This window comes from Myxococcus sp. MISCRS1 (genome assembly GCF_026626605.1).
Taxonomy (GTDB): domain Bacteria; phylum Myxococcota; class Myxococcia; order Myxococcales; family Myxococcaceae; genus Myxococcus; species Myxococcus fulvus.
The window spans coordinates 2,657,403-2,671,578 of record NZ_JAPNKB010000001.1 but is presented as its reverse complement, the minus strand read 5'-3'; the positions used below and the strand labels follow the sequence as shown (position 1 = coordinate 2,671,578).

15 protein-coding genes and 1 pseudogene are annotated in these 14,176 nt (G+C 69.8%); 9 read left to right on the top strand and 7 right to left on the bottom strand.

The features are described from left to right. Positions 1-28: 28 nt before the first annotated feature. Entirely contained in the window at positions 29-1,006 is a 978-nt protein-coding gene (locus tag OWM54_RS10190) for a hypothetical protein (RefSeq protein WP_223750255.1), read from the bottom strand. Beyond that, a complete protein-coding gene (locus OWM54_RS10185) occupies positions 1,003-2,286 on the bottom strand; it encodes a radical SAM protein (protein WP_267697352.1) in 1,284 nt (427 codons plus the stop codon). Before OWM54_RS10185 ends, OWM54_RS10190 begins: the two co-directional genes overlap by 4 nt. 119 nt (positions 2,287-2,405) lie before the next feature. Here OWM54_RS10185 and OWM54_RS10180 point away from each other — a divergent pair, with 119 nt between their 5' ends. Further along, on the top strand, positions 2,406-2,783 hold the full coding sequence (locus tag OWM54_RS10180; RefSeq protein ID WP_223750257.1) for a hypothetical protein: 378 nt from the start codon (positions 2,406-2,408) through the stop codon (positions 2,781-2,783). A gap of 253 nt (positions 2,784-3,036) precedes the next feature. Beyond that, entirely contained in the window at positions 3,037-3,282 is a 246-nt protein-coding gene (locus OWM54_RS10175) for a DUF1272 domain-containing protein (RefSeq protein WP_223785478.1), read from the top strand. A 98-nt stretch (positions 3,283-3,380) separates the two neighbouring features. Here the strand turns inward: OWM54_RS10175 and OWM54_RS10170 are convergent. Beyond that, positions 3,381-4,286, bottom strand: a pseudogene (locus tag OWM54_RS10170) (LysR family transcriptional regulator). A gap of 101 nt (positions 4,287-4,387) precedes the next feature. Here OWM54_RS10170 and OWM54_RS10165 point away from each other — a divergent pair. Beyond that, the gene (locus tag OWM54_RS10165) at positions 4,388-4,792 is read left to right on the top strand and encodes a RidA family protein (protein ID WP_141324986.1); all 405 of its coding nucleotides are present in this window, start codon (positions 4,388-4,390) and stop codon (positions 4,790-4,792) included. A 67-nt stretch (positions 4,793-4,859) separates the two neighbouring features. Here the strand turns inward: OWM54_RS10165 and OWM54_RS10160 are convergent, their stop codons facing one another. Genes OWM54_RS10160 through OWM54_RS10150 form a run of 3 tightly spaced genes read right to left on the bottom strand, consistent with a single transcriptional unit; the run spans position 4,860 to position 8,241 of the window. After that, positions 4,860-7,301, bottom strand: coding sequence for an excinuclease ABC subunit UvrA (locus OWM54_RS10160; protein WP_267697351.1), 2,442 nt, complete (start codon positions 7,299-7,301; stop codon positions 4,860-4,862). 56 nt (positions 7,302-7,357) lie between these two features. Further along, complete coding sequence (locus OWM54_RS10155; protein WP_141333591.1) at positions 7,358-7,783, bottom strand: VOC family protein; 426 nt, start codon at positions 7,781-7,783, stop codon at positions 7,358-7,360. 14 nt (positions 7,784-7,797) lie between these two features. Beyond that, complete coding sequence (locus OWM54_RS10150; RefSeq protein WP_267697350.1) at positions 7,798-8,241, bottom strand: helix-turn-helix transcriptional regulator; 444 nt, start codon at positions 8,239-8,241, stop codon at positions 7,798-7,800. Positions 8,242-8,367: 126 nt separating this feature from the next. Here OWM54_RS10150 and OWM54_RS10145 point away from each other — a divergent pair, with 126 nt between their 5' ends. From OWM54_RS10145 to OWM54_RS10120, 6 genes are read left to right on the top strand one after another with little or no spacing between them, the layout of a single operon-like run. Further along, entirely contained in the window at positions 8,368-8,700 is a 333-nt protein-coding gene (locus OWM54_RS10145) for an ArsR/SmtB family transcription factor (protein WP_046711976.1), read from the top strand. Further along, on the top strand, positions 8,697-9,263 hold the full coding sequence (locus tag OWM54_RS10140; protein WP_141323005.1) for an SRPBCC family protein: 567 nt from the start codon (positions 8,697-8,699) through the stop codon (positions 9,261-9,263). Before OWM54_RS10145 ends, OWM54_RS10140 begins: the two co-directional genes overlap by 4 nt. Before the next feature lie 2 nt (positions 9,264-9,265). Beyond that, positions 9,266-9,679 carry a DoxX family protein gene (locus tag OWM54_RS10135; RefSeq protein ID WP_267697349.1) on the top strand — a complete coding sequence of 138 codons (414 nt, stop codon included), beginning with the start codon at positions 9,266-9,268 and terminating at the stop codon, positions 9,677-9,679. Continuing rightward, the gene (locus tag OWM54_RS10130; RefSeq protein ID WP_324289062.1) at positions 9,676-10,185 is read left to right on the top strand and encodes a DUF1801 domain-containing protein; all 510 of its coding nucleotides are present in this window, start codon (positions 9,676-9,678) and stop codon (positions 10,183-10,185) included. Before OWM54_RS10135 ends, OWM54_RS10130 begins: the two co-directional genes overlap by 4 nt. Before the next feature lie 49 nt (positions 10,186-10,234). Then, positions 10,235-10,801 carry a DUF1801 domain-containing protein gene (locus OWM54_RS10125; protein WP_267697348.1) on the top strand — a complete coding sequence of 189 codons (567 nt, stop codon included), beginning with the start codon at positions 10,235-10,237 and terminating at the stop codon, positions 10,799-10,801. Positions 10,802-10,828: 27 nt separating this feature from the next. Continuing rightward, positions 10,829-12,154: a tetratricopeptide repeat protein gene (locus tag OWM54_RS10120; protein ID WP_267697347.1), complete on the top strand. Its 1,326-nt coding sequence runs from the start codon at positions 10,829-10,831 to the stop codon at positions 12,152-12,154. 396 nt (positions 12,155-12,550) lie between these two features. On the opposite strand, the gene OWM54_RS10115 is transcribed toward OWM54_RS10120, so the two are convergent. Beyond that, positions 12,551-14,143 (bottom strand): PKD domain-containing protein, encoded by a 1,593-nt coding sequence (locus OWM54_RS10115; RefSeq protein ID WP_267697346.1) that lies wholly within the window; start codon positions 14,141-14,143, stop codon positions 12,551-12,553. Positions 14,144-14,176: the final 33 nt, after the last annotated feature.

The window sequence follows — 14,176 nt, the reverse complement described above, 5'->3', positions numbered from 1 at the left end:
CGCTGCGTGAAGAACCACCGCCGTGCCATCAGGTCGCTCGTGCCGACGGCGCGGCGGGGAGGCTCGAGAGGATGCTCAGCGCCTCGGGGCCGCCGAAGACGGACGCCGGCACGCCGAGGACGCCCTGCTCCAGCAGCGCATCGAACGAGCACTGTGACGTGGCGAAGTATCCGATGCAGCGCGAGGCCCGCAGCTCGGGTCTGCGGGTGGTGAGCGCGTCCAGTGCGCGCGCATGCTCGACGAGACGTGCTCGGACCTCGGTGGGACGCGCTGCGTGCTCGGTGAGCGCGGCGTAGCCGATGCGCAGCTTGCGCTCGTCCTTCGGCAGCGGCGCGAAGGCGGCGCGCATGTCCTCGCGCCACCGCGATGGCGTGATGCACAGCCCCGCGTGGTCCGGGATGAGCCAGCCCTTCGACAGCGAGACGAGGACGAACGCGAGCTCCTCTTGCATGAGCCGCAGGACCCACGGCGCCGGAGGTGTCGCGTACGCGGAGTCGATGAGCAGCACCCGCTCCCCCGGCTCGGCGCGGACCCACGCCTCCACCTGCTCGGCCTCCTCGCGTCCGAGCTCGCGTCCCCAGGGCTTGAGCGGCTCGCACAGCAGGAGCGCGTCGCAGTCTTGGAGCGCGGGCAGGCCCTCGCGCGAGGCGTAGCGAACGACCTGGACACCTGCTTCGTCGGCGAGCTGCAGGTACACCGGGTACACGTCCTCGGGGACGCCGAGGCGCGCCCGCCGGGACGCGAGCCAGCCGAACAGCGCGCGCAGGGAGCGCCGCACCCCGTGGCTGACCTGCGTTCGCGCCTTGAGCCCCGCGTCGAGCCCCAGGTGCGCGAGATAGCGCTCGGCGAGGTGACACCGGTAGGGCGACTCCGCGTGGGTCGAAGGCGCGATGGGCGCGAAGCCAGGCCCGAGGCTCCGGTAGACGTTGAGCTCCGCCAGGTCGATGAGCCCGGGCCGCTTCGCGCGCCACGAGTCCCGCAGCGCGAGGAAGTCCTCGTGTCTCATCCGCGCAGCTCCGAGGCGGGGTCCTCGAGCGAGGCGAGGCAGGTCCCATCGCTCATGAGGTTCCACGAGCGGACCTTCCGGTGCGTGCGCTCCCAGCCGACGGACGGCTCCGTGTACGCCGCCACGCGCAGCACCCGCCCCGCGACTTCTCCCTCGAACACGGGGCTTCCCCACGGGAGCGCGTCGACCTGCGTGAAGCCTCCGACCTCCATGGCGTGGCGCACGAGCGCGAGCGGCACCTGATGCGCCGCGCAGTACTGGTTCGCGGCGCTCGGCGCCCACGCGTTCTCGGAGAGGCTGGAGACGTAGAGCTCCTTGAAGCAGACCTCGTGGAACCCGTCGCGCGCGCTGCGCTCCAGGTAGGCGAGGACCTTGGGGACGTCATCCACGCCGCCCCGCTGGAGGACGCAGATGGCGCGGCTGCGCAGCCCGAAGGCCCGCGCGAGCGCACCCGAGTCCACCGACAGGCCCATGATGCGCGCGTCGTCCTCGCGCGTGACGCCGTGGCGACTGACGGCCAGCGTGGTGAGGCCCTCGTCGCGCAAGGCGTGCAGCTGCCCCGCATCCAGGCGCGCGCCGTTGGTGATGAGGAGTGTCTTCGGGAACCGCTCGGCGAGGCCGCGCACCAGCGAGCGCAGCGGGCCGGGGGCCATCAAGGTGGGCTCGCCTCCACCGGTGATGACGGCGCGCTCCGCCCCTCGGGCGCGGGCGAGGTCCGCCCAGTGCAGCTGATGTTCGAGCGAGGCGCTGCGCTGCCGCGCCAGGTCGGAGACGCTGGCCTTCGAGAAGCAGAACGCGCACTTCGCCTGACAGGCCTTCGCCACGGGCAGCACGGAGAAGGAGCGGGGGCGGCAGTCCTCCCACGGCGCGAGCCCCGTGTCGTCCAACTGGAAGGCCTGCGCGGTGACCTCCTCGTGGAGGGTGGGGCGCAGCGTCCCGTCGTCCTCGACCCACGCGACGCCGCTCAAGGGGACCTCGGGCGAGGGCCACCGCCAGCCGATTCCCGTGCCCGTGGTGTCGTTGGGGCGCATCGCCCGCTCACCCGACGTGGGCAGCCGGGCGCGCAGCGCGACGACGCGGTCCTTCGCGCGGCCGAGCTTCGCGACGAGCCGCCGCGCCTTCGCGAGCCCCGGCGTCCAGGGCTCGTCCTCCCTCAACATGTAGAACGCGTCGGGGAAGGTCGACTCGGCGATGGACGCTTTCGAGTACCGCATGCGGTAGCGATCGAATCCGCGCAGCCAGTTCGAGAGCGGAATGAAGGCGACGAAGGCGGTGTCCATGACGTCGGCACTCTCTCAAGCTCCATGCTTCGTGTCAAATAGACACAAAGCATGGGCCGGGAGGGGAGTGCTGGGTGGGTTGCCTTGAGTGTTCGGGTGGGGACCTCTACGGTGGGCCGATGAGAACGGTGGGTGACTGGAAGACGCGGCTGCGGGCCGCGCTCAAGGATGCGCTGAGGGACAGGAACGCGGCGGCGGTGGCGGTGCTGCGGGAGACGCTGGCCGCGCTCGACAACGCCGAGGCGGCGGACCTGAGCGTCGCCCCCAAGGCCGTCACGGGGGTCGTCGCGGGGGGCGTGGAGGGGCTGGGCAGCGGAGACGTGCCGCGTCGGCTCCTGTCACCGGAGGCGGTGGATGCCCTCCTCCAGAAGGAGCTCCAGGAGCGGCGGGAGGCGGAGGCCCTCTACGTCAAGCTGGGCAAGCACGAGGAGGCGCGGACGTTGCGCGCCCAGGTGGAGCTGCTCCTCGCGCTTCGGGCGGAGCCCTCGGGCGACTGACCTTCGTCAGCGCGCGCCATCCAGGAGCGCCGCGAGCGCTTCCGGTTGGGATGCGAACGGCGAGTGAGGGGACTCCAGGGCGAGTTCTCCGATGTTCATCCGACTCTCCTGGGGGCCACGCCAGCCCCTGACACCCGTGGCAAGGTCAGGCGCTCCTGTTAACGGGCAGCGGGGCTGCGCGCTGGGGCCGGGGAGATTGCACCGGTCGCGTCCCCGTGTTTCGTTGGGTCCCGACGCCCAGGAGGTCTCCCACGTGCTGCAACTCCGCCCCGGCTGTGAGTGTTGTGACCGTGACCTGCCGCCCGACGCGACGGACGCGTTCATCTGCACCTTCGAATGCACGTTCTGCGCGAACTGCGTGTCGGAGCGCTTGAAGGGTATCTGCCCCAACTGCGGCGGTGACCTCACGCCGAGGCCGCGCCGGCCCGCCAGCAGGCTCGCCCGGTTCCCCGCGTCCACGGAGCGAGTGTTCAAGCCGCAAGGCTGCGCTCCGCGCTGAGGCGCGGCAATCGCGGGTGACGCTGGCCGAGGATGGGCCGGACGCCGTGGTGGCGCGCCTGGGCCTTCCCGCCCGGGTTCGCGTGGCGGCGACCCACGTCAGCGCGACTTCGGCTTCCAGCGCTCGACCATCAGGTCGATGAGGCGCCGCACATTGGCGGGCAGGTGGGTCTTGCTCGGGTAGAGCGCGGTGATGCGCACGGTGCCCGTCTCGACGGAGGGCAGCAGCGCCCGCAGACGCCCTCGCGAGAGGTCCGCGTCGACGAGGAAGCCGGGGAGGAACGCGACGCCCATCCCGGCGACCGCCGCGTCACGCAGCGCCTCGCCGCTGTCTAGCCGGAGGCGGCTTCGTCCCTCCACGTGGACCCAGGAGCCGCCCTGCTCACGCAGGCGCCAGCGCTGCCTGCGCGCGCGGCTGCTGAAGAACAATCAGTCGTGAGCGGACAGCTCCTCCAGCGTCCGGGGCTCTCCACGCGCGGCCAGGTAGGTGGGTGAGGCGCAGAGGATGGCGGGGTACTCGGCCACGAGCCGGGAGACCAGGCGCGTATCCGTATGGGTCGCCTGGATGCGCACGGCCAGGTCGTAGCCCTCCTCGATGACGTCCGCGACGCGGTCGCTGAAGCTCACCTCCGCCTGCACCTCGGGCCACATCCGCAGGTAGTCCCGCAGCACCGGGAGCACCAGCAGCCTGCCGAACGCGTCCGGCACGGTGAGGCGCAGGACGCCTCGCGGAGTCCCCGTGTGCTGTCCGACGCTGGCCTCCGCTTCCTCCAGCGCGGCGAGGACCTGCTGGCAGTGCTCATGGAAGACGCGGCCATCGTCGGTGAGGCTCACATGGCGCGTGGTGCGGTGGAGCAGGCGCACGCCGAGCCGCGACTCCAGCCGGGCCAGCGCCTTGCCCGCGGCCGAGCGCGTCAGTCCGATGGCCCGCCCTCCCGCGACGAAGCTGCCCGCGTCCACGACGGACATGAAGGCGAGGATTTCGTCGAGGTTGGCGCGCTTCATGGGCCCCACGATTGTAGCGGCCTCATCGCTGGAGTGGGGAACACCGTTCGTCAATCCCAGCGCTATAGGGTCATGACATCGCCAACCCCAGGAGAACCGCCATGCCCGTCACGCTGCTCAACCCCGATGGAATGATGAAGCCCGAGCTCTACCACCAGGTGTCCATCTCCACGGGCTCCCGGCAGGTCCACATCGCCGGTCAGGTCGCCTACGACGCGGAGGGGAAGCTCGTCGCGCGAGGAGACCTGGCGGGGCAGGTGGCGCAGTCGCTGCGCAACGTCGGCCTCGCGCTCGCGGCGGCCGGAGCCTCGTTCAGCGACGTGGTCCGCTTGAGGTTCTACGTGGTCGGCTGGAAGCCCGAGCAACTGCCCCAGTTCGGCGCGGGTGTTCAGCAGGTCGCGCAGGAGCTGAAGTTCGTCCCCGCGCCGGCCTCGTTGATTGGCGTCAGCGTGCTCTTCGAGCCGGACATCCTCGTGGAGGTCGAAGCCACCGCCGTCCTGCCTTGAGCCATCGCCTCGGCAAGGCTCCGTGTCCCTCGCGTTGGGAGCACGGAGCCTTCGTGGGAGGCCGCGACTACGAGCGCCGCGCCGCGCGCCCCCGGGGAGCTTCCGGCTTTCCGCCTCCGACCTTCGCGCCCGAGGCCCCGCCGACATACGCCGCCAGGTGCTGGCCGGTCAGCGTGGCCTTCGCGGAGACGAGGTCCGCCGGCGGCCCCTGGAACACGATGGTCCCGCCGTCGTGCCCCGCGCCCGGACCCAGGTCGATGATCCAATCCGCGTGCGCCATGACGGCCTGGTGGTGCTCGATGACGATGACGGACTTGCCCGAGTCGACCAGCCGGTCCAGCAGCCCCAGGAGGTTCTCCACGTCGGCCAGGTGCAGGCCCGTGGTCGGCTCGTCGAGCACGTAGACGCCGCCCTCCTCACCCATGTGCGTCGCGAGCTTCAGCCGCTGCCGCTCGCCGCCCGACAGCGTGGTGAGGGGCTGGCCGAGCCGCAGGTAGCCCAGCCCGACGTCGTTCATCCGCTTCAGGATTTCATGCGCGGCCGGCGTGCGCGCCTCCTTGGAGCCGAAGAAGGTCGCCGCGTCCTTGACGGGCAGGTCGAGCACCTCGGCGATGTTGAGCGCGCCCAGCCGGTACTCCAGCACCGCCGCCTGGAAGCGCTTGCCCTCACACTCCTCGCACAGCGTGCTGACCCCCGCCATCATCGCCAGGTCCGTGTAGATGACCCCGGCGCCGTTGCACGTGGGGCAGGCGCCCTCCGAGTTCGCGCTGAACAGCGTGGGCTTCACGCCGTTGGCCTTGGCGAAGGCCTTGCGAATCGGCTCCAGCAGCCCCGTGTACGTCGCCGGGTTGCTGCGCCGCGAGCCGCGAATCGCGCTCTGGTCCACCGTCACCACGCCCTCACGCCCCGACACCGAGCCGTGGATCAGCGAGCTCTTCCCGGAGCCCGCCACGCCCGTCACCACCACCAGCACGCCCAGCGGGATGTCCACGTCCACGCCCCGCAGGTTGTGCGCCTTCGCCCCGCGCACCTTCAGCGCCCCCGACGGCTTTCGCACCGAGGGCTTCAACGACGCGCGGTAGCCCAGGTGCCGTCCGGTGAGCGTGTCGCTGGCGCGCAGCCCGTCGACGGTGCCCTCGAACACCACCGCGCCACCGGCGGTGCCCGCGCCCGGGCCGATGTCCACGACGTGGTCCGCGATCTCGATGACCTCCGGCTTGTGCTCGACCACCAGCACGGTGTTGCCCTTGTCGCGCAGGCGCAGCAGCAAGTCATTCATCCGCTGGATGTCGTGCGGATGCAGCCCGACGGTCGGCTCGTCGAACACGTACGTCACGTCGGTGAGCGACGAGCCCAGGTGGCGAATCATCTGGATGCGCTGGGACTCGCCGCCCGACAGCGTCCCCGACGGACGGTCCAGGCTGAGATAGCCCAGGCCAATCTCCACGAACGAGTCGAGCGTCTGGCGCAGCGTGGCCAGCAGCGGCGCGACGGAGGGCTCGTTCAGCCCGCGCACCCACTCGGCCAGGTCACTCACCTGCATCGAGCAGGCCTCGGCGATGTTGATGCCCTTCACCTTGGAGGACCGGGCGGCCGCGTTGAGCCGGGTGCCTGCGCACTCGGGGCAGGGCGTGAAGGTCACCGCGCGCTCCACGAAGGCGCGGATGTGCGGCTGCATCGCCTCCTTGTCCTTGGACAGGAACGACTTCTGGATGCGGGGCACCAGGCCCTCGTAGGTGAGGTTCATGCTCTCGAACTTCACCTTGGTGGGCTCCTTGTAGAGGAAGTCCTCCAGCTCCTTCTTCGTGTACTTGCGGATGGGCTTGTCCGGGTCCAGGAAGCCCGAGTTCGCGTAGATGCGCACCTGCCACCCGTCGGCGTTGTAGCCGGGGATGGTGAGCGCGCCTTCATTGAGCGACTTGCTGTCGTCGTAGAGCTGGCCCAGATCGATGTCCGTCACCGAGCCCATGCCCTCGCACCGGGGACACATGCCGCCGGAGATGGTGACCACGCGCTCCTCGACCTGGCCCTCGCCCTTGTCGACCGTTATCTGCCCCGACGCGCGCGCCGACGGGATGTTGAAGGAGAACGCGTTGGAGGAGCCGATGTGCGGCTTGCCCAGGCGGCTGAACAACACCCGCAGCCTCGCGTTGGCGTCCGTCGCGGTGCCGACGGTGGAGCGGGAGTTGGCGCCCATGCGCTCCTGGTCGACGATGATGGCCGTCGTCAGGCCCTCCAGCACGTCCACCTCGGGCCGGCCCAGGGACGGCATGAAGCCCTGGACGAACGCGCTGTAGGTCTCGTTGATCATCCGCTGGGACTCGGCCGCGATGGTGCCGAAGACCAGCGACGACTTGCCCGAGCCGGAGACGCCGGTGAACACCGTCAGCCGGCGCTTGGGGAGCTCGACGCTCACGTCCTTGAGGTTGTTCTCCCTGGCGCCCCGGACGCGGATGAGGTCGTGGCGGTCCGCGGGATGCTCGGGAGTGGAGTGCTTGGGCTCGGTCATGACAGGGGTACCAACGGCGAACGGGTGGGGTGTGGGGACGACGGGGGCGGGCTTGCTCAGCCCGCGTTGCCGCGCAGGGGGAAGGCCTGGCTGATGCGGATGAGGTTGCCGGCGGGGTCTCTCACGGCGCAGTCGCGCACGCCCCAGGGCTGGTTCGTGGGCTCCTGCACCACGTCCGCGCCCGAGGCGCGCAGCTTCTCGAAGGTCTCCGCGAGGTTGGCGCTGCTGAACAGGGCGCCGCCCAGCGTGCCCTTGGCGAGCAGGCGCGCGATGGCGTCACCGTCCTCCTTCGTGCGGCCGGCGTGCGGCTGGCTCAGGACGATCTGGATGTCCGGCTGCGCGGGAGGCGAGAGGGTGAGCCACCGGAGCCCCTCGTGGGAGACGTCGCCGATGAGCTTCAGGCCCAGCAGGTCGCGGTAGAACGGCAGCGCCTTGTCCGGGTCGTCGACAATCAGGTGAACGGTGGTGAGCTTGAGGGTCATGACTCCACTGTGGGTCAACGGGTGGGAGGGTGCTTCTCGAATCCTGCTCGGCGGGGGCGCGTCCGCTCCTTCTGGATGCAGGCGGGCAGCACCTGGTCCTCGGTGTGCTGCTTCGCGCGGTAGTCGGACGGCGGCATGCCCACCAGTCGGGTGAAGCTCGCGCTGAACGAGCCCAGGGATGAGCAGCCCACCGCCATGCACACGTCGGTGACGCTCTGGTCCCCGCGCCGCAGGAGCGCCATGGCGCGCTCGATGCGGCGGGTCATCAGGTAGCCATAGGGGCTCTCGCCGTATTCCTTCCGGAAGCGGCGCGAGAAGTGGGCGGGGGACATGGCGGCCACCCGGGCCACCGACTCCACCGTGAGGGGACTGTCGAACTCCCGGTCCATCAGGTCTCGGGCGCGCCGCAGCCGCGCGAGCTCCGCGAGCTCGCACGCCAGGTCATCTGGGGTGGCCATGGCGCCGGAGGCTACGTCGCGAGCCGGGCATCCCGAAGCCAAAACCCCCCGATGTCCTGACAAGGTCCTGTCATATTTCCAGTACATGCCTTGACGGTTATATGAATCCATGGGTATATATGCGGCATGGAATCCTCGTTCGGAATCATCGCGGAGCCCAACCGGAGGAGCATCCTCAGCCTGCTGGCCGCGTCGGAGTGCTCCGTCGGCGAAATCGAGCGGGAGCTGCGGATGTCCCAGCCCTCGGTGTCCAAGCACCTGCGGGTGCTGCGCGAGGCGGGCTTCGTGGAGTCCCGGGTCGAGGCCCAGCGACGTGTCTACCGGCTGCGGCCCGAGCCGCTCATGGAGGTCGACGAGTGGCTTGCGCCCTTCCGTCGCTTCTGGACGGCCCATGTCGACGCGCTCGAGCGCCATCTGGACCGGATGGAGCAGACCTCCAGCAAAGGAAAGAAGCGATGACTCACCGTGCGAAGTACACCCCCGGCCGCGCGGCCGGGGCCCACATCAAGAAGGACGCGGAGCGCTGGACGCTCGTCCTCGTGCGTGACCTGCGCCACCCGCCCGTGAAGGTCTGGGAGGCGCTCACGGACCCCGAGCAGCTGCGGGAGTGGGCGCCGTTCGACTCGGACCGGAACCTGGGCGCGGTGGGCTCCGCGATGCTCACCACGGTGGGCGCGCCCAAGCCGCTCGTCGCCGAGACGCAGGTGAAGCGGGCCGAGGCGCCGAAGCTGCTCGAGTACAGCTGGGGTGGGAACGATGTCCGCTGGGAGCTGGAGCCGCGCGAGAGCGGCGGCACGCGGCTGACGCTCTGGCACAACATCCACCAGGGCTTCATCGCGATGGGCGCGGCGGGCTGGCACATCTGCTTCGACGTGTTGGATGGACTCCTGGCGGGCGAGCCGCTGGGGCGCCTGGTCGGCCCGGAGGCGATGCGGTTCGAGGGCTGGCAGCGGCTGCATGCCGAGTACGCCGAGCAGTTCGGCGTCGTGACCCCTGGACACACTTCTTCCCCGAGGAACTGAAGATGACGCGCTCGAAGAGAATCACCATCGGCTTCTGGGTTGTCACCGCGCTGTTCTGCTTGCAGATCGGCTTCACCGCCTACGCGCAGCTGAGCCTGCCGCAGGTGGCGGCGGCGTTCACCCACCTGGGCTTCCCCGACTACTTCCGGGAGGGGTTGTCGTGGGCGAAGTTCCTCGGGGTGGTGCTGCTGCTCGCGCCCGTGCCGGCGCGGCTGAAGGAGTGGGCCTACGCGGGGTTCGCCATCAACCTGGCCTCCGCGTTCATCGCGCACCGCGCGGTGGGGGACGGCCCCGAGGCGTGGGGTTGGGTGGTGGGGACCAGCGTGCTCTGGGGGCTGTCGTACTTCTTCTGGCGTCGCCTGCAGGTGGCTCCGGTTCCGGCCGCGGCGCCGGTGCTGGCCGGAGGTCACTCATGAAGAAGGGGGAGGGGCAGGCGAGCGGGGAGGCCGCGTCGAGGCTCATCGACCAGCGCATCCTCGACCTGGGGGACTGGCGGGGAGAGGCCCTGGCCCGGATGCGGAAGCTGATCCTGGAGGCCGTCCCGGAGATGACCGAGGAGTGGAAGTGGGGCACGCCGGTGTGGTCCCACAATGGGATTGTCACGACGGGGGAGGCGTACACGAAGGTCGCGAAGCTCACCTTCATCAAGGGCGCCCGTGTCCCCGACCCGACGGGCATCTTCAACTCCAGCCTGGAGGGCAACGCGCGCCGGGCCATCGACATCCGTGAGGGGGAGAAGGTCGACGCGAGTGCGTTCAAGGCGCTGGTGAAGGCGGCCGCGGCCCTGAACAGTGCGCCGAAGAAGAAGGCCACGCCGGTGGCGAAGAAGGCGGTGGCGGCGAAGAAGGCCCCGGCGGCGCGGAAGCAGAGCGCCGTGAAGAAGGCCGCGAAGCCGAGCGGTGCGAAGGCGAAGAAGCGATAGGGTTCGGGGCGTGATGGCGCCCCACCCCCGTCATCCAGGAGTGCGCGACATGGTTGGCAAGACGGCCGCGAAGGCCGCGGCGAAGAAGGCCACGGCGAAGAAGGCCACGGCGAAGAAGCCCCAGGCCAAGAAGACCGCCGAGAAGAAGACCACGGCGAAGAAGCCAGCGGCGAAGAAGGCCACGGAGCGCAAGGCGACCTCGGCACCGGCCAAGGCGCCAGTCCTCCTCTCCGGAGGCAATCCGCAGATCGCGAAGGGGTACGGGGAGGCCCCCATCCAGGCCTACATCGCGGCCATGCCGGGCTGGAAGCGGGAGGTCGGCGCGCGACTCGACGCGCTCATCTCTCGCGCCGTCCCGGGAGTGTCCAAGGCGGTGAAGTGGAACTCGCCGATGTATGGCATCGAGGGCCAGGGGATGTTCCTCGGCATCCACTGCTTCGCGAAGTACATCAAGGTGGCCTTCTTCCGGGGCACGGCGCTGAAGCCCATGCCTCCGGGCGAGTCGAAGAGCCAGGACACCCGCTACCTCGACATCCGCGAGGACGACGCGCTCGACGAGGCCCGCTTCGTGTCCTGGGTGAAGCAGGCCAGCCAGCTCCCCGGCGAACGGATGTGAGCTGTCGCGGTGGTAGAGTCGCCTCCCATGAAGCGGCTCCTCCCCGTCTGCCTCATGGTCCTCGTGGGTTGTGCCACCACGAAAGCACGTCCCCCCGAGCACGCGGCGTTCATCCAGAACGACTACGCCGCGGCGCTCGCCCAGGCCCGGGCCGCGCGCAAGCCGCTCTTCATCGACTTCGGCGCGGTGTGGTGTCCGCCGTGCCGGACCATGGAGGCGCAGGTCTTCGCCGCGCCCGGCTTCATCGAGAAGGCGAAGGACTACGTCCTGCTCGCGGTGGATGTGGATGACCCCATCAACGAGCCGCTCCTCGAGCGCTTCCCGGTGGACAACCTGCCCACGCTGCTGGTGCTCGACTCCGAGACGGAGACGCCCGCGCTGCGCTGGATGGGCGGCGCCGGGCTGGAGGACGTGCTGGCGTTGCTCGACGATGCCCGGCGCGCATTGAGTGCCCAGGTGTCGGGGCCGGAATTGCTGCTGCTCGAAGGAGACCGCGCCCATGCCAGGCGGGAGCACGAACTGGCGGCGCGCAAGTACCAGGAGGCGGTGGCGCAAGGCTCCAAGCAGTGGAGCCGTCGTGCGAGGGCCGTGGAGTCCGCGCTCAACGCGCTGTGGAACGCCGAGGCCTTCCAGGCGTGCGCGGAGTACGCGGTGAAAGAGGTCCCGAGTCTCGACGAAGCGAGCAGGGCGGGCGCCGCGAGCACCGCCTACGCCTGCGCGAGGTACGCGGACGAGCCCAAGCCCTGGGCCGCGCCGGCCATGAAGGCGCTGGAGGTCTACTTCGAGAAGGCCTTCGAGCAGCTGCGCGAGCGCGACGCGAAGGGGCAGACGTGGCTCTACGGCTCCATGGCGGACCTGCTCGAGGAGCGCGGCGACAAGGAAGGGGCCCGGAAGCTGTCCGAGGAGTACTACGCGAAGGTGCTCGCGTATCGCGCCGAGGAGACCACGGCGCGGGGGCGGGCGGCGTGGGACGCTCCGCTCTACAGCGCCGCGGAGTCGAGCGGGCACCTGGCGGACACCCTCGCGCTCTTCGTCCAGACGGAGCGCGAGCTGCCCGACGACTTCTCCGCCAGCGCGCGGGTGGCCTCGAACCTCCGGGAGCTCGGTCGCTACGACGAGGCGCTCGCCGCGACGGACCGCGCGCTGAAGCGGGCACAGGGAGGGCGACGGCTGGCGGTATGGCTGAGCCGGGCGCGGACGCTGGAGCGGGCTGGCCGCAAGGACGAGGCGCGCGAGGACCTGGAGACGGCGCTCGCGGAAGCGGAGCGGCTGCCCAGGATGCAGCGGGAGTTCTCCCAGTACGCGGTGGACGCGGTGAAGGCCGCGCTGTCCGCGCTCGACGCCGGGAAGTAGTGCCCCGCGCACTCGCGAGGCGTTCCAGCTCGGCACGGCTTGTATCGATGAGGCCGGCTGTCGCGGCCTTCCGTGTCGACGCTCGAGGTTGGCAAGGAGCGCCCCCTCGTCCACGGGCGCTCTCATCGGGCACGACGTGGATGGATGCGCGCGCCCGTCGCGGCCTTTTGTGTCCGCGCTCGACGCAAGGAAGTCGCCCCCGTGCGCCGCCGGTCCGTGCGCGCCACGTCGATGCAGGGTGTGCCGGCATGTCATGGCCGTCTTCTCGAGACGTAGGGCCACGGACGCTGGTGATGTTTGTAGCGGCGAGTCACACGCACTTCTGAACAGCGCCCTGACGAGGGACGCCCACGCCGACCCGAGACATGCTCGCGGGTCGGCGCGGATGCCTGGAACTCAGCGGACCTCGAACTCGTAGATGCGTGCCGCCGGCGAGAAGTCCTGGGTGGGCAGCGTCAAATGGAGCCGGATGTAGCGTGCGGACGTGGCGGTGATGGGGTGGGTGGAGACGTTGGCGGTGTTGGCGCTCACCGTGACGACGGTGTTCCACGTCGTCCCATTGGTCGAAGTCTGGATGGTGAACGCCTGGGTGTTCCAGGTCGCCGTCTCACCGCCTGCCCCCGCGTGCTTCACGGTGAAGCTGCTGACCGTCTGGGCCGAGCCCAGGTCGACATCCATCCACGCCGGTGACGTCAGTGAGCAGAACTTGTCGGTGGTTCCACCCGAGACACTCCCGTTGACCGCCTTGGCCGCCGTCTCGTTGCTGTTGCAGGGCGTGGTGCTGCTGGTGGGCTTGTTCAGCGCCAGGTTGATGAAGCCCGTGCCCACGGAGACCGTCTGGGTCCTGCTGTGGCTCGCCCCGCCGTTGTCCGTGACCGTCAGCGTGACGTTGTAGTTGCCGCCACTCGCATACGTGCGCGCGGGGTTCGTCGCCGTGGACGTGGTGCCGTCGCCGAAGCTCCAACTGCGCGAGACGATGCTGCCATCGGCGTCCGTGGACGCGTCGCTGAACGTCGCCGTGAGCCCGCTGAGGGTGACGCCGAAGTTCGCCACCGGAGGCGTGTTGCCGCTGACCGCGGTGTTGATGGCCGCCGCGTACTGAGCGCTCGTCCCCTGCGCCGAGCACCGCTGGATGTCGTCATACAGCCACATGAAGCCGCCCGGGATGCCGGCATTGGCCTTCCATTGGGTCATCTTGGTCTGCACCGAAGCCGGGCTGTCACCCGACGCGCAGTTGGTGCCGTGCCGCGACCACAGGCCCGGGGACACCGTCATCCCCATGGCCGTGTTCCAGCTCGCTGGGTTGTTGCCCGCGCCGCCGTCGTAGACCTGGAGATAGATGCGGTCCACCGCGCTCCCCAGGTTGTTCCGGAGGTTGCGCCAGAATGTCTGCTGCGTGTACGGCACGAAGGCGATCTTGTAGCCCAGGCCGATCAGCATCTGCCCGAAGGTCGTCGTCGGAGCGAGGTCATACGCGCTCTCGTCGTCGAAGTTCACCGCGTCCGCGCCGGTGATGGTCTTCAGCACCTGGAAGTTGCGGTACAGGATGCTGTTGCTCCCGGTGCCGCAGACCAGCGTGGTGCCGCAGCCGGCGGCGGTGCCGTTGACCAGCCTCGCCATGCGCTCGAAGTCCGGGACGCTCCAGGCGCCGATGGACACCTCGATGCGATTGACCGACGTGGGCGCCCGCTTGAGCGTGGCCAGCCGCGTGGGCCACGCCGCGTCGCCGATGTACGCGCCATTCCGGACCACGGGGATGTCGTTGTAGACGAGGTCCCCGTTGTCCTCGATGTGGAAGCTCCACAGAATCACCGTGGTGAACCCCGAGGCGCGCAGGTCATCCATCACCGCGGTGCCCCCGGAGTAGAAAGGTCCTCCACCATAGACAGCCGAGTGTGCCTGGGCGGCGGGGGCCAGGAGCACGCCCCAGAGCGTGGCGAGTGTGAAGAACAGACGGCTGGATACAGTCGACGGATTCGATTTCGACATGGAACAATCCTCGGCATGGGAATGACGCGATGG